This window comes from Hymenobacter sp. BRD128, assembly GCF_013256625.1.
Lineage (GTDB): Bacteria > Bacteroidota > Bacteroidia > Cytophagales > Hymenobacteraceae > Hymenobacter.
Map to the genome: position 1 here is coordinate 1,412,318 of NZ_CP053908.1, position 21,574 is coordinate 1,433,891.

16 protein-coding genes are annotated in these 21,574 nt (G+C 64.0%); 7 read left to right on the forward strand and 9 right to left on the reverse strand.

Features of this window, described 5'->3' with window-relative positions; genetic code table 11:
* Positions 1–11 precede the first annotated feature (11 nt).
* Positions 12–1,058, forward strand: coding sequence for a Gfo/Idh/MocA family oxidoreductase (locus GKZ68_RS06345; RefSeq protein ID WP_173112125.1), 1,047 nt, complete (start codon positions 12–14; stop codon positions 1,056–1,058).
* On the opposite strand, the gene GKZ68_RS06350 is transcribed toward GKZ68_RS06345, so the two are convergent.
* Positions 1,059–1,337 carry a GNAT family N-acetyltransferase gene (locus tag GKZ68_RS06350; RefSeq protein ID WP_173112128.1) on the reverse strand — a complete coding sequence of 93 codons (279 nt, stop codon included), beginning with the start codon at positions 1,335–1,337 and terminating at the stop codon, positions 1,059–1,061.
* A gap of 167 nt (positions 1,338–1,504) precedes the next feature.
* On the opposite strand from GKZ68_RS06350, the gene GKZ68_RS06355 reads away from it, so the two are divergent.
* The 4 genes from GKZ68_RS06355 (at position 1,505) to GKZ68_RS06370 (ending at position 6,789) form a co-directional block, all read left to right on the forward strand.
* The gene (locus GKZ68_RS06355; RefSeq protein ID WP_173112131.1) at positions 1,505–1,945 is read left to right on the forward strand and encodes a hypothetical protein; all 441 of its coding nucleotides are present in this window, start codon (positions 1,505–1,507) and stop codon (positions 1,943–1,945) included.
* 6 nt (positions 1,946–1,951) lie between these two features.
* Positions 1,952–2,281, forward strand: coding sequence for a hypothetical protein (locus tag GKZ68_RS06360; protein WP_173112134.1), 330 nt, complete (start codon positions 1,952–1,954; stop codon positions 2,279–2,281).
* Between the two features lie 646 nt (positions 2,282–2,927).
* Positions 2,928–3,488 (forward strand): hypothetical protein, encoded by a 561-nt coding sequence (locus tag GKZ68_RS06365; protein ID WP_173112137.1) that lies wholly within the window; start codon positions 2,928–2,930, stop codon positions 3,486–3,488.
* Positions 3,489–3,972: 484 nt separating this feature from the next.
* Positions 3,973–6,789, forward strand: a complete 2,817-nt coding sequence (locus GKZ68_RS06370; protein ID WP_173112140.1) for a S8 family peptidase — start codon at positions 3,973–3,975, stop codon at positions 6,787–6,789.
* Between the two features lie 76 nt (positions 6,790–6,865).
* Here GKZ68_RS06370 and GKZ68_RS06375 read toward each other — a convergent pair whose 3' ends face one another.
* The 8 genes from GKZ68_RS06375 to GKZ68_RS06410 form a co-directional block, all read right to left on the reverse strand.
* Positions 6,866–7,198: a hypothetical protein gene (locus tag GKZ68_RS06375; protein WP_173112143.1), complete on the reverse strand. Its 333-nt coding sequence runs from the start codon at positions 7,196–7,198 to the stop codon at positions 6,866–6,868.
* 68 nt (positions 7,199–7,266) lie between these two features.
* Positions 7,267–8,352: a class II fructose-bisphosphate aldolase gene (fbaA, locus tag GKZ68_RS06380; protein ID WP_173112146.1), complete on the reverse strand. Its 1,086-nt coding sequence runs from the start codon at positions 8,350–8,352 to the stop codon at positions 7,267–7,269.
* A 103-nt stretch (positions 8,353–8,455) separates the two neighbouring features.
* Positions 8,456–9,646, reverse strand: coding sequence for a DUF4861 domain-containing protein (locus GKZ68_RS06385; RefSeq protein WP_173112149.1), 1,191 nt, complete (start codon positions 9,644–9,646; stop codon positions 8,456–8,458).
* A gap of 12 nt (positions 9,647–9,658) precedes the next feature.
* On the reverse strand, positions 9,659–10,489 hold the full coding sequence (gene kduI, locus GKZ68_RS06390) for a 5-dehydro-4-deoxy-D-glucuronate isomerase (RefSeq protein WP_173112152.1): 831 nt from the start codon (positions 10,487–10,489) through the stop codon (positions 9,659–9,661).
* A gap of 60 nt (positions 10,490–10,549) precedes the next feature.
* Positions 10,550–11,317, reverse strand: coding sequence for a 2-dehydro-3-deoxy-D-gluconate 5-dehydrogenase KduD (gene kduD, locus GKZ68_RS06395; protein ID WP_173112155.1), 768 nt, complete (start codon positions 11,315–11,317; stop codon positions 10,550–10,552).
* A 21-nt stretch (positions 11,318–11,338) separates the two neighbouring features.
* Positions 11,339–12,595, reverse strand: coding sequence for a DUF2264 domain-containing protein (locus GKZ68_RS06400; protein WP_173112158.1), 1,257 nt, complete (start codon positions 12,593–12,595; stop codon positions 11,339–11,341).
* A gap of 6 nt (positions 12,596–12,601) precedes the next feature.
* Positions 12,602–13,726 (reverse strand): glycoside hydrolase family 105 protein, encoded by a 1,125-nt coding sequence (locus tag GKZ68_RS06405; protein WP_173112161.1) that lies wholly within the window; start codon positions 13,724–13,726, stop codon positions 12,602–12,604.
* Positions 13,727–13,934: 208 nt separating this feature from the next.
* Positions 13,935–18,176, reverse strand: a complete 4,242-nt coding sequence (locus tag GKZ68_RS06410; RefSeq protein ID WP_173112164.1) for a hybrid sensor histidine kinase/response regulator transcription factor — start codon at positions 18,174–18,176, stop codon at positions 13,935–13,937.
* Positions 18,177–18,484: 308 nt separating this feature from the next.
* Here GKZ68_RS06410 and GKZ68_RS06415 point away from each other — a divergent pair, with 308 nt between their 5' ends.
* Positions 18,485–20,335 carry a beta-galactosidase gene (locus GKZ68_RS06415; protein WP_217275323.1) on the forward strand — a complete coding sequence of 617 codons (1,851 nt, stop codon included), beginning with the start codon at positions 18,485–18,487 and terminating at the stop codon, positions 20,333–20,335.
* Between the two features lie 10 nt (positions 20,336–20,345).
* A complete protein-coding gene (locus GKZ68_RS06420; RefSeq protein WP_173112167.1) occupies positions 20,346–21,500 on the forward strand; it encodes a glycoside hydrolase family 43 protein in 1,155 nt (384 codons plus the stop codon).
* Positions 21,501–21,574: the final 74 nt, after the last annotated feature.

Genomic DNA, 21,574 nt, shown 5'->3' on the forward strand with positions numbered 1-21,574 from the left:
TACTTTTGGGCATGACTCCTTCCTCTGACGCACCCATCGGTGCTGGCTTGCTGGCCTACGGCATGTCGGGCAAGCTTTTTCACGCGCCGTTTCTGGCCGCGCATTCCGGCTTTGCGCTGCGCGCGGTGGTCGAGCGCACCCAGCAGCGCATGATTGCCGACTACCCCGCAATTATCAGCTACCCCAGCACCGAGGCCCTGCTGGCCGACCCTGCCATCGAGCTAGTGGTGGTGAATACGCCCAACGATACGCACTACGACCTCGCGCGGCAGGCCCTGCTGGCCGGCCGGCACGTGCTGGTCGAGAAGCCCGTGGCGACTACCGTGGCCCAGTGGCAAGAGCTATGCGCTCTGGCCCGGCAGCAGGGCCGCCTGCTGCTAGGCTACCAGAACCGCCGCTGGGACACCGATTTTGGGGCGGTGCGCCGGGTAGTGGAAAGCGGCCGGCTAGGCCAGCTTATCGAGGTGCATTTTCGCTTCGACCGCTACCGGCCGGTGCTGCATACCAAAGTATTTAAGGAAGATGGCCGCCCCGGCTCGGGCGTGCTCTACGACCTGGGGCCGCACCTGCTCGACCAGGCTATAGCGCTGTTTGGCAAGCCGTTGTCGTTCGAAAAAACAACCGGCTGCTACCGCGCTGGCTCGCGGGTTGATGATTTTTTTGCGTTTCGTCTGCGCTACCCAGAAGGCCTGCACGTGTGGGTAACGTCGAGCCTGCTCGTGGCCGACCCTGGCCCGGCGTTTATCCTGCACGGCACGCGGGGCAGCTACAAGAAAGACCGCACCGACCCCCAGGAACCCCAGCTGCTGGCCGGTATCAAGCCTACCGACCCCGCCTACGGCCGCGAGCAGCCCGGCCAGGAAGGCCGCCTGACCCTGGCCAACCCGGCCGACCCCAGCCAGCTGCTGCCGCCCGTGGCCGAGGAGGCCGCGCCAGCTAGCTATATGAGCTTGTTCGAAGCTGTTTATCAGGCCATTCGCCACGACCAGCCTTACCCTATTCGGGCAGAAGAACTGGCCTGGCAGCTCGACCTATTGAACGCTGAGCCCGCTCACTAACTAGCTGGCTAGCAGGTCGGCGTACTCTTTATGGTGCTGCTGTACATAGTCGGCCATGAAGGGGCAGCTGGTGCGCACCTTCAGGTGCTGCTGGCGGGCGTAAGCCAAGCCAGTTTTGGCCAGCTCGTCGGCCACGCCCTGGCCGCGCTGGTTTTCGGGCACGTAGGTGTGCACAAAATCGATGACCCCGGCGGCGGGCAGCGAGTAGGCCAGCTCGGCTTGCTGGTCGGCCGCGCCGACGGTAAATTCTTGGTTAGCAGCGTTGTGGTGAATAGTCATGCGGGTAAGAAAGGAGGTGCAAAGCCGGAGTGGCTGCCTGGTGTACGTAGGCGCGGCGAAAAATACGGCGCTAATAGCGCGTCGGCAGCAACGCGAACCCGCAAACTACAGTAAACACCCCCGACGCCGGGCTACCGGCGACCCCCGAACTTCTTTCCTCCTTCCCAATGAATCCTGGTTCTGCCTCTGCCGAAGATAACGACCAACTGCCCATCGGCCAGCGCCAACGCGCCGAGGAAGCTCATCTCAACCCCAATGAATCCGCCACCCAGGCCGAAGCCGGCACACCGGTCTACGGTGACTTTGGCAAGCCCGAAGTAGTTGCGGCGGCTGCTTCCGCTGGCCGGGGCCGTGATGGCTCAAATGATAACCCCGACGAATTCAGTGAGATACGTGACCCCGAGGATGCCGCAAAGGCTCCCGTTAATCCCACCGACCAGCGCGGTCACGTAACCCAAAACCAAGACCCCGCCGCCGTGCGCTCCGCCCAGCACGCCGATACCGACGCGCAGCGCGCCGCTTGGTCAGACGACGACCCGCGCTACGCCGGTGGCAAGCAGAAAGCTACCTGGCAGGAAAATAACGACAAGGAACATTCTAAAGATTAGCGCATTATGGCTTCCATTCCGCAAACTGCCCCCGGCAACGACCTCAACGGTAAATCGTCGGCCGACGACAACAAGACCACCGCGCGCACCGAAACCGAAAAGGAGTCGGACAGCTTTCTCGACCGCGAAACGGCCGGCCAAGTATTCGACGACAATAGCGGCCAGCAAATGGCTGATATGATGGATGACTCGATGCGCTCGGATATGCAGGCGCCGATGGCCGCATCCTCCGAAAACGTGCCCGACGAGCTGGCGCGCCCCAGCGAGGCTAGCTATACCTTGCCCGAAACCCAGCACCAGGGCAAAACCCTGACGGCCGAAGGCGATGATAAATAAACTGGCTCGCCAGTTGAGAAAAGCCCGTAGCCTTCCCGGCTGCGGGCTTTTTTGTGCAGTTTGAGGCTAGCCCTTATCAAGTAGGTCATGCTTCCGCTCCGCCGTTTCCCAATGAGACATAGGTTATCCTCGTGGTGAATGGCTCCGTGGTTTTTGCTGTTGCTGAGTTTTTGCAACAGCCCAATGCCGAAGTTTGAAATACGTAGCTCATCAGGTATTCAGTGGCCGCTACACGAAGAAAGAGTTCAGGCGGTATTATTCAGCTGACTATACCGCCCCTAAGGCCAATTACAACAGTCGCCCTTTTCGCAGAGATTAATATTCTATACAACAGTGAGTTAGGTAAGACGCGGCGCTGGTAAGCAATAAATTTGACGAGTATTGGAATAAAAAATTTTATTAGGCTCGATAATACGCGGCAATACCTGCATACCTTAGGTATAGGTAGTGGCAACTGCCCCGAAACGGGAGGGCGCAGTAGATTCGGGCAGCGGGCAAGCTAGGCCGGCTTCGTGGCGGTGCTGCATACCTTACGTGTCTGGCGCGACCACAAAAATTATTGGGTTGACGCTCGCCATAATGCAATGACGCTTTATGTGGTAAACTCGCCGCATGAACCTTTGATAAGCTATTAGCTCTACAATCTTTGCCTGCCCTGCCGCCCGCCCTCCGCCGCGCCCTTTTTGACCTGCCGCAAAAGGAAAAAGACCAGCTGCTAGCCCGCCTCGTAGCCCAGGATGCCGTGCTGACCGAACAGCTAGCCTACCGCCTGCTCGAAGGCCCCGATGCCCTCGAAGCCCGCCGCGCCGCCCTGCGCCAGCAGGTAGATGACCCCGTGCGCGGCTATCACCAAACGCCTAACGACCTGCTGGTTATCCTGCGCCAATTGCAGGCGCGGCTAGCCTACCACGCCCGCATTACGGAAGATGCCTTTGGCGAAGTCGAGTTGAGCTTGCGGCTGCTGGCCAATGTGTTTGCCCATCAGCCGGGGCTGGTGGCGCGGCTGCACGGCCCCACGCAGCCGCTGCTGCAGCATCTGGTGCGCCGTGCCCAAGAAGCTGTGAAGCAAGCCGAGAAGCTGCACCCCGACTACCACCTGGGGCTAGCCGCTGACGCCAATGCCGTGCTGGCAGGGCTGTTTGCCTCGGGGGCCGCGCCGCTGGCCCGCGAGGCCGGCCTGCCGGCCAGCGTGGCGCACTGGGGGTAGCTACGCATGGCTAGCGCGTACTCATTCACTATCAGGCGCTTATTGGGGCTGTTGGCTAGCAGTTGAGTGGGTAGCAGTGGTGTAAACCGGCCAGCTACCAAGGCTAGCTTTGGCTGCGGATTTAGCTTGACTCCAGATAAAAATGCTGTGTTTGCGACGGGGTAGCGCCGTCTTGTTTGCCACTGAAAACACCCTAGCTACCCACCTGCCACGGTACGGAGTGAGTATACTTTTGCCCACCCCACTGAGGGCATGGGTTGCAAAGTACACTTGCATTGCCGCCGCAATCCGTACTGGCTGCCGCAAAGGCGCGTGACCCGTAAAAATTCCAAACAGTGCGCGGGGCGGAGAGGTACAAATACGAGTAATTTACTGAATCGCAAAAAAGGAGCGCTTTGCGCGCGCAAGAAGCCGCTTCTTTGCGTAAGTAGGGCGGGCGGTGGTCGTATATTTACCCGTAGTCCTATTTGAGGTGTTCTTGAGCATGAGATTATTTTATACGTTACTCGGGTTTGTTTGCTGGCTGCTGGCCCTGCCGGGGCTCGCGGGGCCGCCCACTGTTCCGGGCCGGCTGGTGCTGAAGCTACACGCCGAGGCGGGTTCGGCGGCGGCGGGTCTCGGCGCGTTGCGCCCCGCGCTAGCCGCGCTGCACGCTACCAGTATTACGCAGAAATTCCCTCTTAGCCAGCTACCTAACACCGAGCGGCCCGGTAGTGTAAACCTGCGCCAGGTATACGAGCTAACCGTGCCGGCTAGCCTTGCGCTGGCCAAAGCGCGCGCTCAGTTGCTGGCTACCGGCGTGGTAGAATATGTCGAGCCACTTTACATCCGCGAGCCGCAGTACCAGCCTAACGACCCGTTGGCCGACTCGACGGCCGCCAATAATCAGTACCATTTGCGCCTGACGCAGGCCTACCGCGCCTGGGATTTTACGAAGGGCGATACGAGCATCGTGATTGGCATGACGGATACCGGCATCCGGTACACCCACGAGGAGTTGCTGCATCAGGTAAAGTACAATTATGCCGACCCTATCAATGGTAAGGACGATGATGGCGACGGCTACGTAGACAATTTCCGGGGCTGGGACTTTTCGAACAACAACAATGACCCCATGTACGAGGCCTACACCGGGCATGGTACGCAGGCGTCGAGCATTGTGGCCGGCCAGGCCGATAACGGCAAGGGGCTAGCCGGGGTGGGGTTTAAGAGTAAATTTTTGCCCCTGCAGGTGTTTCCGGGTACGCCTACGGGCTCGTTTGCGGGCTATGAGGCCATTGTGTACGCGGCCGACCACGGCTGCCGGGTTATCAATATGTCGTGGGGTGGAGCAGGGGGCTACTCGCGCTTCGAGCAGGATGTGTGCACCTACGCCGCCGTGAACCGCGATGCCGTGCTGGTGGCCGCCGCCGGCAACACGTCCGGCGACATCCTGTTTTACCCCGCTTCCTACGACCACGTGCTGTCGGTGTCGGCCACCGATGCTACCGATAGCAAGGCCAGCTTTGCTACCTACAGCCGGCGCATCGACCTAGTGGCACCGGGCGTCAATATTGCTATTGCGTATGGCCGGCCCACGACCACCGCCGCCGGCCCGCCCGATACCGACTACTGGCACGGCTCGGGCACCTCTTTTGCGGCGCCGCAGGTAGCGGGCGCGGCGGCACTGGTGCGGGCACGCTTTCCGCAGCTCACGGCCGAGCAGGTGATGGCTCAGCTGCGCCGCACCGCCGATGCCAGCATCTATGCCTTAGCGGCCAATGGCAATTACCAGGGCTACCTGGGCACCGGCCGCCTTAATATTGCCCGGGCCGTGGCCGGGCTCAGTCAGCGTGAGGCGCGGGTGGTGCGTAGCGCATTCAGCCCGGTGCAGCCGGCCGGCTACGCGCCCGGCGATACCATCCGGCTAGCCACTACGGTGCGCAACCTGCTGCTGCCCGTCGGGGGCCTTACCGTGACGCTGCGCTCGTTGTCGCCTTACCTCACCGTGCGCCGGGGTACGTTTGCGGCTGGTAATCTTGCTACGCTGAACGAGGCCAGCAACGACGCCGCACCTTTTCGACTAGCGGTAGCGGGCACGGTACCGCTCAATACTACGGCCACCCTGAACTACCACCTGGTAGGTGATAACGGTTATGTGTCAGACCAATACGTAGATGTGCTGCTTAATCCTGACTACGTGCAGCTTGATGCCGGCAATATCAGCCTGAGCTTGACCAGCCGGGGCAATCTCGCTTACGACGACCCCACGGCCGCCGTGGGCCGGGGCCTGAGCTACCGGGGCAGCACGCCGCTGCTCAGCGAAGGGGGACTGCTGCTGGCTACTTCGCCCACCCGCGTGGCCGACCACCTGCGGGCTAGCCCCGGCACGGTGCGGCAGTCATTTTTTACGCTGGCCCAGGTGCGGCGGCTAGCCCCCGGCCCCCGCGCCGACCAGGAGGCGCGCGGAGTGTTTCGCGACTCGCTGCCCGATGCCAAGCTGCCCCGCTCGGTGGGCGTGCGCGTGCGCCAGCGCGGCCAGAGCTGGGCTAGCCCGGCCGCCCGGCGCAACGTAATTCTGCTTGATTATTCGCTGCGCAACCTCACCGCCGATACCCTGAAACCCCTCTACGCCGGCCTGTTTGCCGACTGGGACCTGCCCGGTGAGGCCGCCCGCAACGTGGCCCGCTGGGACTCAGTCAGCCGCATGGGCTACTGCTACGACCCCTTGGCCCCGCGCTTCTACGCTGGGGTGCAGGTGCTGGGGCCGCGCCCGACGGGCATCTACTCCATCGACAATGCCGCACCGGTAGGTACGCCCATCTACCTCGGCGATGGCTTTAGTCCGGCCGAAAAATACCTGGCCCTGCGCGATGGCTTCGGCCGGGCGCACCGCCAGGCCGGCACCGATGCGCAGGGCTCCGATGTGTCGCAGGTGGTCAGCACCCTGGTGCCCCGGCTAGCCCCCGGCGACTCGGCCACGGTGGCCTTTGCCGTGCTGGTGGCACCCACGCTGGCCGAGCTGCAGGCGGCGGCTAAGGCCGCTACGGCGGCCTACCAGCAACCGCTGGCTGCCGTGCCCGTGGCGGCGGGGGGCACGTGGCAGCTTTATCCTAACCCAACCACTGGCCGCCTGCACGTGGCCTTACCCGCCAGCCTGGGGCCGGCCACGGTGCAGGTACTCGATGCCCTGGGGCAAACCGTGAGTTCGGCGGGGCTGCCTAGCGGTGGTGGTGAGCTGGACCTGGCTAGCTTATCCCGCGGGTTGTACATAGTGCGTGTAGTAGGCACCAGCTTGGTGCAGCGCGTGGTGCGCGAATAGCCAGCCCCGCAAACACGCAAAAGGCCTGGCTTTCAAGCGAAAGCCAGGCCTTTTCAATAAAGGCAAGTGCCCGCAGTTACATGCCCGACGACGAGCGCATAGCGGCGCTGTCCTTCATCATGCCTTTGCGGTGCATGCCTTTGTGATGCATTTTCATATCGTCACCATCCATTTTCATATCGCCCTTGCGGGGCTTGGTGGTAGCTTTCATGCTGTTGCCGGCGTCGTCTTTGCCCTTAACCTTCATTTTGCCATCGCTGGCTACTTTGGTTTTTACGGTCATGCCGTCGGCCGTCGTAATGGTTTTATCGCCGCCATCTTTGGTAACCGTGGTGGGAGTCGTCTGCGCCAGTACCGTAGTAGCGGCCAGCAGGCCGAGGGCTACCGCGGAGAAAAGTGTCTTTGTCATAATCAGAAACAATACAAGGTGTGGGCGCTATACGGCTAGCCGGGGGGCGAAGGTTATGGGGCGGCGGGCTAGGGCCGGCGGTTCACGGCGTTCAGGTCTTCGAAGGCCGCCTTGAGGCGCGCCACGAACGTTTTTTCGCCTTCGCGCAGCCACACGCGGGGGTCGTAGTACTTCTTGTTGGGCGAGTCGGGGCCGCTGGGGTTGCCAATCTGGCTTTGCAGGTAGCCCTCGTTTTTCACGTAGTAGTTCTTGATGCCTTCCCAGAACGCCCACTGCAGGTCGGTGTCAATGTTCATCTTGATGGCGCCGTAGCCGATGGCTTCGCGGATTTCCTCCTGCGACGAGCCCGAGCCGCCGTGGAAAACGAAGTCGATGGGCAGCGCGGCTTCGATGCTGTGCTTCTGGCGCAGGTGCTCCTGCGAGTTGTGCAAAATCTTGGGCTGCAGCTTCACGTTGCCGGGCTTGTACACGCCATGCACGTTGCCAAAAGCCGCCGCAATGGTAAAGCGGGGGCTGATTTCGCTCAGCTGCTCGTAGGCGTAGGCCACTTCCTCGGGCTGGGTGTAGAGCTTTGACGAGTCCACGTCGGAGTTGTCTACGCCGTCTTCCTCGCCGCCGGTCACGCCCAGCTCGATTTCGAGCGTCATGCCGATTTTGGCCATCCGGGCCAGGTATTCTTTGCAAATGTGGATGTTCTCCTCAATCGGCTCCTCCGACAAGTCGAGCATGTGCGAGCTGAACAGCGGCTGGCCGTGCTCGGCATAGTATTTCTCACCGGCGTCGAGCAGACCATCAATCCAAGGCAGCAGCTTTTTGGCGGCATGGTCGGTGTGCAAAATCACGGGCACGCCGTAGGCTTCGGCCATCAGGTGCACGTGGTGGGCACCCGAAATGCCGCCCGCGATGCTGGCTTGCTGCTTGTCGTTGGCTAGCCCCTTGCCGGCAAAAAACTGCGCGCCGCCGTTCGAGAACTGAATAATAACCGGCGAGTTGAGGTCGCGGGCGGCTTCAAGCACGCCGTTCACGGTGTCGGTGCCGGTCACGTTCACGGCGGGCAGGGCGTAGCCGTGGGTTTTGGCGTGTTGAAAGAGGGCCTGCACTTCGTCGCCGTGCAGCACGCCGGCGCGCAGGCCGGTAAGGGTGGAATTTGCCATAAGTAAAAAAGGCGGAACAACAGGCTCCGCGCCCGCAAAGAAAACAGCTATCGGGTGGTTTTGATAGGAACCCGGCAAATGCCCGCCAAAAACCAGGGCTAGCCTATTTCCAGGTCACGACCAGCGGCGAGGCCAGGCGCTGCGCAAACTCGGCCAGGTAGGCGTCCCAGGCGGCAGCTGAGGCAAACTGCCCGCTCTTCTGCCAGCCAAAACCGGCGTAGAAGATAACGGTGCCCTGCTGCGGCTTGGTCACCATATATAGCTGGCTCTGGTCTTTTTCGGCGCTGCGGTGGTCTTGGTAGTCAAGCACGTAGCTCGGGGCCACTACTACGCCGGTGCCCAGGTACGAGTCGTCGATTTTCTCCCAGTAGCGGCACCAGCCGGCGGGGCGGTCGGCCTTCACGTCGCCCTTGGCTTCGTGCAGGGTCAGGCCGATGGTGCAGTTGGGCAGGGGCTTGTCGGCCGCAATCTGCTCCTCGTAGCGGGTCAGGTTCGAGCCCAGGTCGAGGCTGATGATTTTCTTCTCCGTTACCTGCCGCCCATTGGCCTCCCAGGGCGCGTAGGTCAGCTCAAACACGGTGCGGATGGGCCCGGTAGCCAGCACTTTATAGCTAGCGAAGTTGCGTGACGTGTACAGCTTATCACCCACCAGAACGCCGGTGCCGCCCACGCCGCGGCTGCTGCCCACGTGGTAGGGGTCGTAGCCCTCGCCGGTGTCGGTGTGATAGGCAAAGGGCTTTTCGTGCACGTGGCGGCCATACCACTTGTCGATAATGGGGTAGCTCACGCGCTTCAGCCAGCAGTCTATGCCGCTGCTAAGGGTACCGGCGGGGTCTTTTTTGTCGTAGAGCTCCTGGGCATTGGGGCCGTAGGTGCGGAAGGCTACGCGGTCGTTTTCCCAGGCAAAGTCGTCGGTGCGCTCGGGCACGAAGCGGGCGAAGGTGGTGAGGGGGCTAGCGGGTACGGGCTCGCCACTGGCCGCCACCGTGAAGGCCAGCGTGGCGCCGGCCGGCACCTCGGTTTGAAACAGCAGTTCGTCGGGCTTGCCGTCGCCGTTGTTGTCCATCAATTGGCTAACCAGTAGTTTATTAGCCTTAGCCTCGCGCACCCGCAGGCTAGCCGGCGCCAGCTGGCGCACGGCCGCCGGCAGCTGCGCCAGCGGCAGGCTGATGGTTTCGGACTGGCGCGCCAGCCTCAGCTTGTTACGCACGGTGATGGTGGCGGTGGGGGCGGGCGCCAGGGCGGCACCAAGCCCGAGCGCCGCCAGGGGCAGGGCAAACAGGAGCGGTTTCATGAGTAAAGCAGGCTAGCGGAGGTCGGCGAGGGCCACGGCGTTCATGTCGGTGTATTCGAGGTTTTCGCCGGCCATGCCCCAGATGAAGGCGTAGGCGCTGGTGCCGCAGCCGGTGTGAATGGACCAGGGCGGCGAGAGGATGGCCTGCTCGTTGCTGACCCACAGCGGGCGCGTCTCGCTGGGCTCGCCCAGCAGATGTAGCACGCGCTGGCCAGCGGGCAGGTTGAAGTAGAGGTAAGCCTCCATGCGCCGGTCGTGCACGTGCGAAGGCATGGTGTTCCAGACCGAGCCCGGCTTGAGCTGCGTCAGGCCCATCACGAGCTGGCAGCTGGCAATGCCTTCGCTGAAAATGTACTTGTAGATGGTACGCTGGTTGGCCGTTTCCAGCGCGCCCATTTCCACCGGCGTAGCCTCGGCCTGGGTGCGGCGCGTGGTGGGGTACTCCTTGTGGGCCGGCGCTGAGAGCAGGTAGAACTTGGCCGGGCTCGCCGCGTCGAGGCTGCGAAACGCGACCTGCTGGCTGCCGCGCCCTACGTAGAGGCAGTCCTGCGAGCCGAGCGCGTAGGTCGTGCCATCGACTACGATTTCGCCCGCGCCGCCCACGTTGAGGGCGCCCAGCTCGCGGCGCTCCAGAAAGTAACTGGCCTTGAGGCTCTCGGGGCAGGACAGGGCTAGCGGGACCTCGGTAGGCATGGCGCCGCCCACCAGCATGCGGTCGTAGTGCGTGTAGGTCAGCTCGATGGCGCCGGGCGTAAAGATATTCTCAAGCAGAAAATGCTGGCGCAGGCCAGCCGTGTCGAGGCGAGCGGTTTCGCGCGGGCCGATGGCAAAACGTTGGGTCATAATGTAGGAAGCAAATAAGGAAGAGGAGGTAGCGCGAAGCCAGCGCTTCGCGCTACTGGTTTAGCGGCCCATCCAGCCACCGTCCACAGTGAGGATGGTGCCGTGCACGTAGTCGCTGGCGGGGGAGGCCAGGAACACGGCGGGTCCTTTGAAGTCGGCGGGCTCGCCCCAGCGGCCGGCCGGGATGCGCGAAAGGATGCTGGCCGAGCGGTCGGCATCCTGGCGCAGGGCGTTGGTATTGTCGGTGGCGATGTAACCGGGGGCGATGGCGTTCACGTGCACCCCGCGGCCGGCCCACTCGTTGGCCAGCGCCTTCACCAAGGAGCCGATGGCGCCCTTGCTGGCCGCGTAGCCCGGCACGTTGATGCCGCCCTGAAAAGTGAGCAGCGAGGCCGTGAAGATGATTTTGCCGCCGCCCTGCTGCAGCATGCGCCCGCCCACGGCGCGGGCTAGCCGGAAGGGCGCGTCGAGGTTCACGCTCAGCACGTCATCCCAATCTGCATCAGAGTGCTCGGCGGCCGGCGCGCGGCGAATGATGCCGGCGTTGTTGACCAGAATATCAATGCGCTCAAAGTCGGCCAGCACTTGCTGGGTGAAGGCGTCGGCGCTGGGGCGCTGGCTGAAATCGGCCTGGTAGGCGTGAAACTGCCGGCCCAGGGCTTGCACCTGGCGGCCGGTGTCGCCGCCATCGGCCGCCAGGCTGGCCGATACGCCAATGATGTCGGCGCCGGCTTCGGCCAAGCCCAGGGCGATGCCCTGACCAATGCCGCGGTTGGCACCCGTCACGAGGGCTAGCCGGCCGGTTAAATCAAACGAAGAAAGCTGCATGCAAAAAAGTAACTAATTGAATTAGAGGGCGTGGTCGGTATGCACGTCTTGCCCCGACCAGATGCGGCGGGCAGTCCAGTCTTGCGCCGGGCTAGCCCAAAAGGCGTGCGTGGCCGGCAGGCCCAGCGGCAAAAACGCCGTGGTGCACAGATAGAGGCTGCCCGTCGAAATGTAGGTTTCGCCGATGCCCGGCTGGTGGCCGCAGAGGCCAATTTGCAGCCAGCCCTGCGCATCAAAGGTGCCCGGCGCCTCCAGCGTGCGCCGGATGACGGCCGTGAGCGCGCCGCGCGCCTGCCCGGCCGGCAGCGCCTCGGGCAGCAGGCCCTGCAACGCGCACTGCGCCAAGTGCTGAAATGCCCCGCAGCGGTAGGCTAGCGAGCGGCCGAAGGCGGCAAACGAGCCATCGGGCGCCACCAGCCGCTCCTGCACGGCGGCGTAGCGGCGGGCGCGGGTGCGCAGGGTTTCGAGCAGTTCGGGGCGCTCTTTGCCGGCAGCTACCAGCGTGCCCACTACATCGAGCAGCATGGGTTGAATGACGTAGCTGTTATAGTAATCCCAGTGAAAATCAGGCCCATCGCCGTAGGTGCCATCGCCCTTATACCAGGTTTGGTGCTCCCGAATAGCGTAGTCCATACGCATGAGGTCGCCGCTACCCGTGAATTTCAGTAGTGCCGCCTCGATGATGGCGCTGAACAAGAGCCAGTTGCTATACACTGGCTTGATAACGCGGGTGCTTTGCAGCGCCTGTACCAGCTGCGTTTGGGCGGCGGCGGGCAGCTTTTCCCAAAGATGGCTAGGGGCCCGCAGCAGCGCGTGGGCCAGAAAAGCGGCATCGACCACCGGCTGTCCGCCTTGATTAAAATTCAGGAAGTCAGCATCCTGCGGACTAACGGCGTGGGCGATGGCCTGGCGGGCCTGCTCGGCGGCGCGCTGCTGGCGGGCGGCTTCGTCGGCCGGCACGTCTTTTAGCTCGAGCCAGGGGGCTAGCCCGGTGAGGGTGCGGCCCAGGGCTTCGAGGTGCGTCACGGCGCGGCGGCCTTCTTGCTGGCCGGGCGCGGCCTCAACGGGCATGGTGGCTTTCAGGCGACCGGCGGCGGCATTGGTGAGCACCGACTCGACTACGCGCAGCAGGGTGGCTAGCCAGTAGGCGCGGTCGTTGGTCGGGCGAGCGGACGAGTGCGCCGCCTCGGGCGGGCTAGCCGCGGCCCAGCCGCTGGCCGGCACCGCCAGAGCCGATAAGCCGGTAGCCGCGCGGCCCACGAAATTGCGGCGGTTCATGCGCGCTTAGGGCTTGAGCTTGATGACTTCGGAGCCGGCCAGCAGGTAGGCGCCGGTGCCGTACACCTCCCAGCTATCGGCCGAGAAGTCGCGGCGCGGGTCGGCGCCGATGGGCTGCACCCAGCCCACGCGGCCTTCGTCCGATACGCACTTGTTCAGGGCTACCCAGGCCCGCTGCACTACTGGCAGGTAGGTGGCTTTGTCCAGGATGCCCTGGTTGATGCCCCAGGCCATGGCGTAGCAGTCGAAGCCCGAGCCCGAGGCCTCGCCGCCGGGGTAGGCGCCGGGGTCGAGCAGACTGGAGCGCCACAGCCCATCGGGCTGCTGCAACTGAATGAGCCGGGCACTCATTTCCTTGTAGAGGTTGACGTAAAAAGGCCGCGTGGGATGGCTAGCGGGCAGCTCTTGCAGAATTTGCACCAGGCCGCCCATCACCCAGCCATTGCCCCGGCTCCAGAAAATGGGCTGGCCATTGCTTTCCTTTTTGCCCTCACCCTGGGCATTCAGCAAGTAAGAGGCATCGCGCGAAAAAAGGTGCTGCTGGTGGTTGAAGAGGCGCTTGTATGTCTGCTGATACAGCGTGTCGCTGAAGGTGAGCAGCTGCGGCTGGTTTTCAATCATCCCCAGCTTCACGAGCACGGGCGGACCCATAAACAAGGCATCGCACCACCACCACGTGATGCCGTGGCCCGCCACCTCGGGGCCGGGCACGGTGCGCAGCTTCTCCACCACCGCTAGGGTGGGCGCTAGCATGCGGCGGTCCTTTTTGAGCCGGTAGAGGTTAAGGTAGGTCTGGCAGATAACGATGTCGTCGGCGTGGTCGTAGCGCTTGTCGGGCTGCCACTGCGTGCGGTTGCCCATCGCCATCAGCGAGTCCAGGATGAGCTTGGACTTGGTAGTCTGGTAGGCGGCAAACACGCCCGAGTAGAAGGCGCCGTTGGTCCAGTCCGTTACCTTGTGGCGGGGGTGGGCCAGCTGCCAGCGGGTGGTTTTCAGCAGCTGGGCCTTGATGAATTTGGGCTTGAAATAAGCGGCGTCGGCCGGGGCAGTTTGGGCGCGCACGGCGGGGCCGAAGCCGGCCGCCAGCAGCAGGCCGCCGAGCAGCCACGTAGTCCGGAAAGAGCGGAGCATACCAGAGAAGGGTGGGAAATGAAGGCTGCGCCACGCCGGCCAGCCGCTACAATACGACCGCAATAGTAGCACGACCAGCCAGTTTGGGCCGGGGGCATTTCCGCAGAATAACGGGGCTTTTTTCACGCCTCGGCTAGCCTCAGCTTCGCAGATAATAGGCAACTAATTGAGTAATAGTCGCTAGTTCACGGGTCCTGAGCGTTGGTGGCTAGCCATCCAGCACCCGCGCCTCGCTGGCGGCGGGGCTAGCCCGGTGCTGCCGGGCGTAGTCGGAGGGCGTGCAGTTGTATATTTTTTGAAACGCTTTGCGGAAATACTTGGCATCCTCAATGCCCACTTCGAAGGCTACTTCCGAGACGCGCAGCGTGGTTTGGGCCAGCAGCTGGGCGGCGCGCTTGAGGCGCACGTCGCGGATAAACTCGACCGCCGTTTGGCCCGTGATGCTCTTAATGCGGCGGTAAAAAACCGACTGGCTCATGGCCATCTCGCGCACCAGCACCTGCACGCTAAATTCCGAGTCGCCGAGGTGTTTTTCGACCACGCCCATGGCCTGCTCCAAGAACTCGCGGTCGGCGTCGGCCACTACTATTTCGGTGGGCTGCAGCAGGATGTGGCGCTGGTAAAACTCGTGCAGCTTGCGCCGGTTGCGCAGCAGGCCCTCGGCCTTGGCTTGCAGCCGGGCCGGGTTGAAGGGCTTGCTCAGGTAGTCGTCGGCGCCCATGCCCAGGCCCTCCAGCTCGTGGGTTTCGGCCGTGCGGGCCGTGAGCAGCAGCACCGGAATATGGGCCGTTTTGGGGTGCTGCTTGAGGCGCTGGCACAGCTCCAGGCCATCGGAGCGCGGCATCATCACGTCCGAAATAATGAGGTCGGGCAGCTGGGTTAGGGCCGCAGTCCAGCCCGCTAGGCCGTCTTCGGCAGTCAGCACCTCGTAGTCGGCCTCAAAAATCTGGCGCAGGTACTGGCGCACCTCGTCGTTGTCTTCCACCACCAGCAGGCGCGGCGGGCCAGCGGGGGCGGGGCTAGCCGGGACTGCTTCCGCCTCGAGGGCGGCCAGCGCCAGCAGCTCGTCGGCGGCCGGGCTAGCCCCGAGTTCGGTGTCAACTTCTTCGGGCTGAATGTCTTCGGGCTGCAGGTGCTGCTGGCCGAAGGGCAGGCGCAGCTCGAAGGTGGTGCCCACGCCCGGCGCGCTCACCACCCCGAGCTGGCCGCCGTGGCGCTGGGCAAACTGCCGGGCCAGCGCCAGCCCGATGCCCGTGCCGCCCATGCGCAGCGTATTGGTGTGCGAGGCCTGGTAGTAGGGGTCAAAAATGCGGTCCAGCTCGGCGGGCTGAATACCAATTCCGGTGTCACTTACGTTGATTTTGAGGTAGTTGCCGGTCAGCTGCCCATGCTGGTACACCGCCTCGCCGCCGGCGTTACCGATGATAGTGGCGCTTAGCTCGACCCGGCCCCGGTCGCGCACGTACTTAAAGGCATTGGCCAGCAGGTTGGTCAGAATAATCTCCAGCTTGCTGCGGTCGAAATAGAGCCGCACCGGCTCGGTGGGCACATCGAGCACGTAGTCTACGCCGCGCTCTTGGGCCTTGAGTTGAAACACCGCGTAGAGCCCGCTGAGGAAGTGCCCGGCATCGCCAGGGCTGGCGCGCAGCGGCACGTGGCCGCTCTCAACCTTTCGAAAATCAAGCAGTTGATTAACCAAATCCAGCAGCTTGCGGGCCTGTTGGTGCATGAGGCGCACCTTGCCGCGCAGGTCGGCTACCGGGCCGGGGCTGCGCATGATGTCCTCCATCGGCCCGAGGATGAGGGTGAGGGGGGTACGCAGCTCGTGGCTCACGTTGGTGAAAAAGCCCAGCTTGAGGCCGGTCAGTTCCTTCTCTTTCTCGGTCTGAAACTGCTCCAGCACGAGCTTATTTTTCAATTCCTGCTGGGTTATCTCGAAGCGTCGATAGAGTATAATGCCACCTGCCAATACGCTGACATATAGCAGGTAAGCCCAGCCGGTTTTATACCATGGCGCCAGTACGTCGAAGGCCATGCTAGCGGGTCGGGCCGACCACACGCCCTCGCCGTTGCTGGCCTTCACGCGCAGGGTGTAGTGGCCGGGCGGCAGGTTGGCGAAGCTGGCGGTGCGCTGGCCGGGCGCCGGGTATACCCAGTCGTCGTTGTAGCCTTCGAGCTGGTAGGCGTAGCGGTTTTTCTGCGGGTTGGCGTAGTTCAGGCCCACAAACTCCACCGAAAAGTCGTTTTCCGAAGGCTTAATCGTAACGGTCTGGGGCTGCGACAAGGGGCTAGCCAGCACCACCCGCCCATTGAACGGCTGGCCCACCGCCACCGGCTGGTTGGCAATGCGCAGGCCCGTAAGCTGCACCACCGGCGCGTAGGGGTTGGGCTGAATGGCCGAAGGCTGAAAATAGCTGATGCCGTTGATGCCGCCGAAATAGAGCGTGCCATCGGCCCCGCGCGCGGCGGCCCCAATCTTGAAGGCGTTGCTTTGCAGGCCGTCGGCCACGTCGTAGCGCAGGTACTGGTGGGTGCGGGGCGTGAAGCGGTAGAGGCCGGTGCCCCCAATCCAGAGGTTGCCGGCATCGTCGCTGAGCAGGCTTTCGGCGTCGCTCTCGGGCAGGTAGTGCTGGTAGCTGCGCACGGTTTCGCGGCCCTGGGCATCGGTGCTGAGCTGGTGCAGCCCGCCGCCGATGGTGCCAATCCAGAGGTTGTGCTGGCGGTCGAGCAGCAGCGGCCAGGTGTAGTTCACGCGCAGGCTGTTAGCTGCGCCCGGCTGGTAGCGGTATTGCCGCAGCAGGCGCAGCGAGTCGGGCGTCACGCGCAGCTTCAGCAAGCCGGCATTGGTGGTGCTGGCCCAGAGCACGTCGCGCTGCGCATCTACCAGCAGGAAGGTGAAGTTATTGGTAGGCAGCAGGTTGCCCTCATTGCCATACGCGCCCAGCAGCTTGCCGTCGAGGCTGAAGCGCAGCAGGCCCTGGTCGAAGGTGGCGACCCAGAGCGTGCCGTAGCGGTCCTCCGCCAGGCGCTCGATGCTGGCATTGCGCAGGCGCCGGCCGCCGGGCAGCTGGTCGTAGGTGGTGAGCTGCTCGTGGCCACCCTGGTGCGTGAGGCGCACCAGCCCCCGGCCCCGGGTGCCAAACCACAGGGCGCCGTTGTGGGTCTGGCAGATGGCCGACACATCGACGCCGCGGGTCAGGCCGTCCTCGTTCTGGCTCAAGTAGTTGCGATACGTCTGGCGGACCAGGTCGTAGGCCGATACGCCGTTGCGGGTGCCTAGCCACAGCGTATTGGTGGCCTCTTCCTTATACACGGCATTGATGTAGCTGTTGGGGAGCGCGACCCGGCCGGCGGGCTGGCGGCGCAGCCGGCCAAAGGGCTTCTGGCGCAAATCGACCTGGTTGAGGCCGCCGGCCGAGGCGCACAGCCACATCACCTGGGTGCGGTCTTCAAAAATCTGGTGCACCCGCTCCGAGTTGATGCCAAACTGCTCGCCGTCTCTGGGCAGCAGCAGGGTAGGAGCGGGGCGCAGCGGCGGGGCGGTGCCCGTCACGGCCCCGGCTTCCCACACATACAGGCCGTAAATAGTACCCACCCACAGCCGGCCAAACGAGTCGAGCTGCAGGGCTTGTAATTGCGGGTAAGTTTGGGCCTGCGGGTGGGCGGTAAGCTCGCGCACGGTGCGCCGGTTGGCCGCGCTCACCCAAAATACCTGGTGGTCGCTGCCAATCCAGAGGTCGCCGCGCCGGTCGAGGTGCAGCGCCCGCACGGTGGTCTGGAAAGCCGTGGGCTCGGCCGCCAGGCCCTCGGGGTGCACCACGCACAAGCCAAAATTGCCGGTGCCAACCCAGATATTGCCTTCAGCATCGGGCACCAGGGTGATTATTTCCGGACGGGCGCCGCTAGGCGGGCCCGCCACCGGCACCTGGCGCAGCTCGGCTAGCCCACCCTGCGCATCGAAGCGCAGCCGAAACAAGCCGGCCCGTATGGTGCCCACCCACAAGTGCCCCTGTGCATCGGTGGCGAGCGCCGTCACGCTCTGGGTAGCCAGCAGTTGCAGCAGGGGGTGGGTTGCCGCCGGGGCGGGCAAGTGAGCCAGCAGCACCAGGCGGTCGGTGGCCGCGTCGTAGCGGCCCAGGCCGCTGCGCTCGGTGCCCACCCAGAGGCGGCCATCGGGAGCAGCGTGCAGCGCCTTAATTCGGTTGCCCGAAACGCCGTTGGTGTTAATCGGCAGCCAGTATTGCTTCAGCTCGTAGCCGTCGTAGCGGTCGAGGCCGTGGTTGGTGCCCACCCAGATAAAGCCGGCGCGGTCCTGGGCCACGGCCATCGCATCGCTGTGCGAGAGGCCCTGGTCCACAGTAAGGTGCTCGAAGCGGAAGTCGCTGGGAGCCGTATCCTGGGCGTAGCCGGGCCACGCCAGCCCGGCCGCCAGGCAGCACAGCAACAGCAACAGCCAAAGTCTTAGACAACAACGCATGGGTGGGGAGCAGAAAAATAGCAAGCGGAAGGCAGGCCGCCAATTTACGGCGGCAATCGGTACCCACCGCCACCCGGGCTAGGCTGAGCCCGCCCCCGCTGGCCCCGCCTAGTCTGGCCCGCACTTTTGGTGAATATGCCCCCGCCGGCCCCTGCCGGCGGCCGGTAGTTTTGCCTGGTCTTCCTGGCTTTTCTCTGGCTTTCCCCTGGCGGGCCAGTGGGCGGCCGGCCGCTGGTGCTACTGCTGCGTTCCCGATATTTCCTACCTTTTATTTCTTCTACGTGCGGTTTCTTTTTGGCTTACTGCCTGCTGCTTTGCTGCTGGGCAGCCCGGCGCCCGCCCCGACCCCGGCGCACACGTTCGCGCTGGGTCCCAACCAGTTTTTACTCGATGGCCAGCCTTTGCAGCTGATATCGGGCGAGCTGCATTACCCGCGCATTCCGCGCGAGGCCTGGCGGGCCCGGCTCCGCATGGCCAAGGCCATGGGCCTGAATACCATCGGTACCTACGTGTTCTGGAACGTGCACGAGCCCCAGCCGGGCCACTACGACTTCACGGGCAATAACGACGTGGCCGCTTTCGTGAAGATGGCCCAGGAAGAAGGTCTCTGGGTGATTTTGCGCCCCAGCCCCTACGTGTGCGCCGAGTGGGAATTTGGCGGCTACCCCTACTGGCTCCAGAATGTGCCCGGCCTGAAAGTGCGCAGCCAGGAGCCGCAGTACATCGCCGCCTACACCCGCTACCTGCAGGCCGTGGGCAAGCAGTTGGCCCCGCTGCAAGTCAACCACGGCGGGCCGGTGCTGATGGTGCAGGTCGAGAACGAATACGGCTCGTATGGCGCTGATAAGCAATATTTAGCCCAGAACAAGCAGCTGTTCATCAACGCGGGCTTCGACGGCCTGCTCTACACCTGCGACCCCGCCCCCGACGTGGCCGCCGGCCACCTGCCCGGCCTGCTGCCCGCCGTCAATGGCCTCGACAAGCCCCGCGAAGTGCGTAAAATCGTGCAGGCCAACCACGATGGCCAAGGGCCCTACTACATCGCCGAGTGGTACCCGGCGTGGTTCGACTGGTGGGGCGCCCCTCACCACACCGTGCCCGCCGCCCAATACGTTGCGCCGCTCGACTCGGTGCTGAAAGCCGGCCTCTCGATAAACATGTACATGTTTCATGGCGGCACCACCCGCGGCTTTCTGAATGGCGCCAACTACAAGGGCCCCACCACCGACTACGAGCCCCAGGTGAGTAGCTACGACTACGACGCGCCCCTCGACGAGGCCGGCAACGCCACGGCCAAGTTCCGCGCCTTCCGCGAGGTCATTGCCAAGTACCGGCCCGCCGGCGCCCCGGCCCTGCCGCCCGTGCCCGCCGCCAAGCCCAGCGTGGCGCTGCCCGCCCTGCAGCTCACGCGCACCGCTAGCCTGCTGGGCCGCCTGCCCGCGCCGGTGGCTAGCCCGCAGCCGCTCACCTTTGAGAAGCTCAAGCAGGCCTACGGCTTCGTGCTCTACCGCACCACCGTGGCCGGGGGCGGCGAGAAATTGCTCAAAATCCGCGACTTGCGCGACTACGCGGTGGTAATGGTCAACGGCCGGCGCGTGGGCACCCTCGACCGCCGCCTGCGCCAGGACAGCCTGCGGCTAGCCCTGCCCGCCGGCAAGGCGGTGCAGCTCGATATTCTGGTCGAAAATCTGGGTCGTATCAATTACGGCAAGTACTTGTTGCAGAACACCAAAGGCATTACCCAAAGCGTGACGCTGGGCGGCCAGGCGCTCACCGGCTGGCAGCAGTTTGGCCTGCCCTTCGACCAGGCCCCGGCCGTGGCGAAGAGCACCGGCGCGGCCCCGGCGGCCACCGGCGGCCCGGTGCTGCGCACGGCCAGCTTCACGGTGGCTAGCCCCGCCGATACCTACCTCGATATGCGCCAGTGGGGCAAAGGCGTGGTGTGGGTAAACGGCCACAACCTGGGGCGCTACTGGGCCATCGGCCCCCAGCAAACCGTCTACGTGCCCGCCGAATGGCTGCGCAAAGGCCCGAATGAAGTGACGGTGCTGGAGCTGCTCAAGCCGCAGCAGGCCACGCTGGCCAGCCTCGACCATCCCATCCTGAGTGAGTTGCAACCAGTTAGTAAGTAGGCTTTTCATTATGAAAAAAGTATCCTTTCTGGGTGCGCTGCTGGCGCTGGCTAGCCTTGCCCAGGCGCAGCAGCGCACCGCCTTCGAGCCCGGCCAGCCCTGGCCCGACAACCACGGCACCCACCTCAACGCCCACGGCGCGGGCGTGCTCTACGACCACGGCCGCTACTACCTCTTTGGCGAGCACAAAATAGCTGGCCCCGCCGGCAACAGCGCCCAGGTGGGCGTGCACTGCTATTCTTCCAAAGACCTCTACAACTGGCAGGACGAGGGCATTGCCCTGGCCGTGGCACCCGCCGGCTCGGGCTCAGAAATCGAGAAAGGCTGCGTGCTGGAGCGGCCCAAAGTGGTGTTCAACAAAAAGACCAGCCAGTACGTGATGTGGTTTCACCTCGAGCTAAAGGGCCAGGGCTACGCCGCCGCCCGCACCGCCGTGGCCGTAAGCAGCAAGCCCGCCGGGCCGTATAAATACGTGCACTCCTTCCGGCCCGATGCCGGCCAGTGGCCGCTAGGGTTCCAGGAAGCCTGGAAGCACCCCCAGCCCGGCGAGGCCGCCCTGAAGTGGTGGACACCCGAGTGGCGCACGGCCGTGGCCCAGGGCCTGTTTGTGCGCCGCGACTTCGACAAGGGCCAGATGGCCCGCGACATGACCATTTTCGTCGACGACGATGGCAAGGCCTACCACATTGCCTCATCGGAGGAAAACCTGACGCTGCATCTGGCTGAGCTGACTGCTGACTACCAAGGATTTACCGGTAAGTGGAGCACCATTGCGCCGGCCGGCCACAACGAGGCGCCCGCCCTGTGCAAGCGTGGCGGCAAGTACTACCTCATCACCTCGGGCTGCACCGGCTGGGCGCCCAATGCGGCCCGCTCGTTTGTGGCTAGCTCCATCTGGGGGCCGTGGCGGCAGCTCGATAACCCCGCCACCGGCGCCGATGCCGACTCGACCTACCACTCGCAGAGTACTTACCTCTTGCCAGTGGCCGGCAAGCAGGACGCCTTCATTTTTATGGCCGACCGCTGGACGCCCAAGAATCCCATCGACGGTGGCTACATCTGGCTGCCGCTCAGCTTCGAGGGCGACCAGCCCCGCCTGCACTGGGCCGACCGCTGGACCCTCGGCGTGTTTGACCGGCCCCGGGCTGCGGGCGCGGCGCAGTAGGGCAGGGGCTAGGGTCGGTTTAGGCAGGCGGTGCAGCGCTGCGCTGGTGTGTAACCCCGCCACCGGCCAGTAAC

Bases quoted from the DNA above. Each gene is read 5' to 3' on its own strand.
- GKZ68_RS06420 (WP_173112167.1), top strand. From the start codon at position 20,346: ATGAAAAAAGTATCCTTTCTGGGTGCGCTGCTGGCGCTGGCTAGCCTT.
- GKZ68_RS06405 (WP_173112161.1), bottom strand. From the start codon at position 13,726: ATGCTCCGCTCTTTCCGGACTACGTGGCTGCTCGGCGGCCTGCTGCTG.
- GKZ68_RS06350 (WP_173112128.1), bottom strand. From the start codon at position 1,337: ATGACTATTCACCACAACGCTGCTAACCAAGAATTTACCGTCGGCGCG.
- GKZ68_RS06400 (WP_173112158.1), bottom strand. From the start codon at position 12,595: ATGAACCGCCGCAATTTCGTGGGCCGCGCGGCTACCGGCTTATCGGCT.
- fbaA (WP_173112146.1), bottom strand. From the start codon at position 8,352: ATGGCAAATTCCACCCTTACCGGCCTGCGCGCCGGCGTGCTGCACGGC.
- kduD (WP_173112155.1), bottom strand. From the start codon at position 11,317: ATGCAGCTTTCTTCGTTTGATTTAACCGGCCGGCTAGCCCTCGTGACG.
- kduI (WP_173112152.1), bottom strand. From the start codon at position 10,489: ATGACCCAACGTTTTGCCATCGGCCCGCGCGAAACCGCTCGCCTCGAC.
- GKZ68_RS06375 (WP_173112143.1), bottom strand. From the start codon at position 7,198: ATGACAAAGACACTTTTCTCCGCGGTAGCCCTCGGCCTGCTGGCCGCT.
- GKZ68_RS06360 (WP_173112134.1), top strand. From the start codon at position 1,952: ATGGCTTCCATTCCGCAAACTGCCCCCGGCAACGACCTCAACGGTAAA.
- GKZ68_RS06385 (WP_173112149.1), bottom strand. From the start codon at position 9,646: ATGAAACCGCTCCTGTTTGCCCTGCCCCTGGCGGCGCTCGGGCTTGGT.
- GKZ68_RS06370 (WP_173112140.1), top strand. From the start codon at position 3,973: ATGAGATTATTTTATACGTTACTCGGGTTTGTTTGCTGGCTGCTGGCC.
- GKZ68_RS06355 (WP_173112131.1), top strand. From the start codon at position 1,505: ATGAATCCTGGTTCTGCCTCTGCCGAAGATAACGACCAACTGCCCATC.
- GKZ68_RS06345 (WP_173112125.1), top strand. From the start codon at position 12: ATGACTCCTTCCTCTGACGCACCCATCGGTGCTGGCTTGCTGGCCTAC.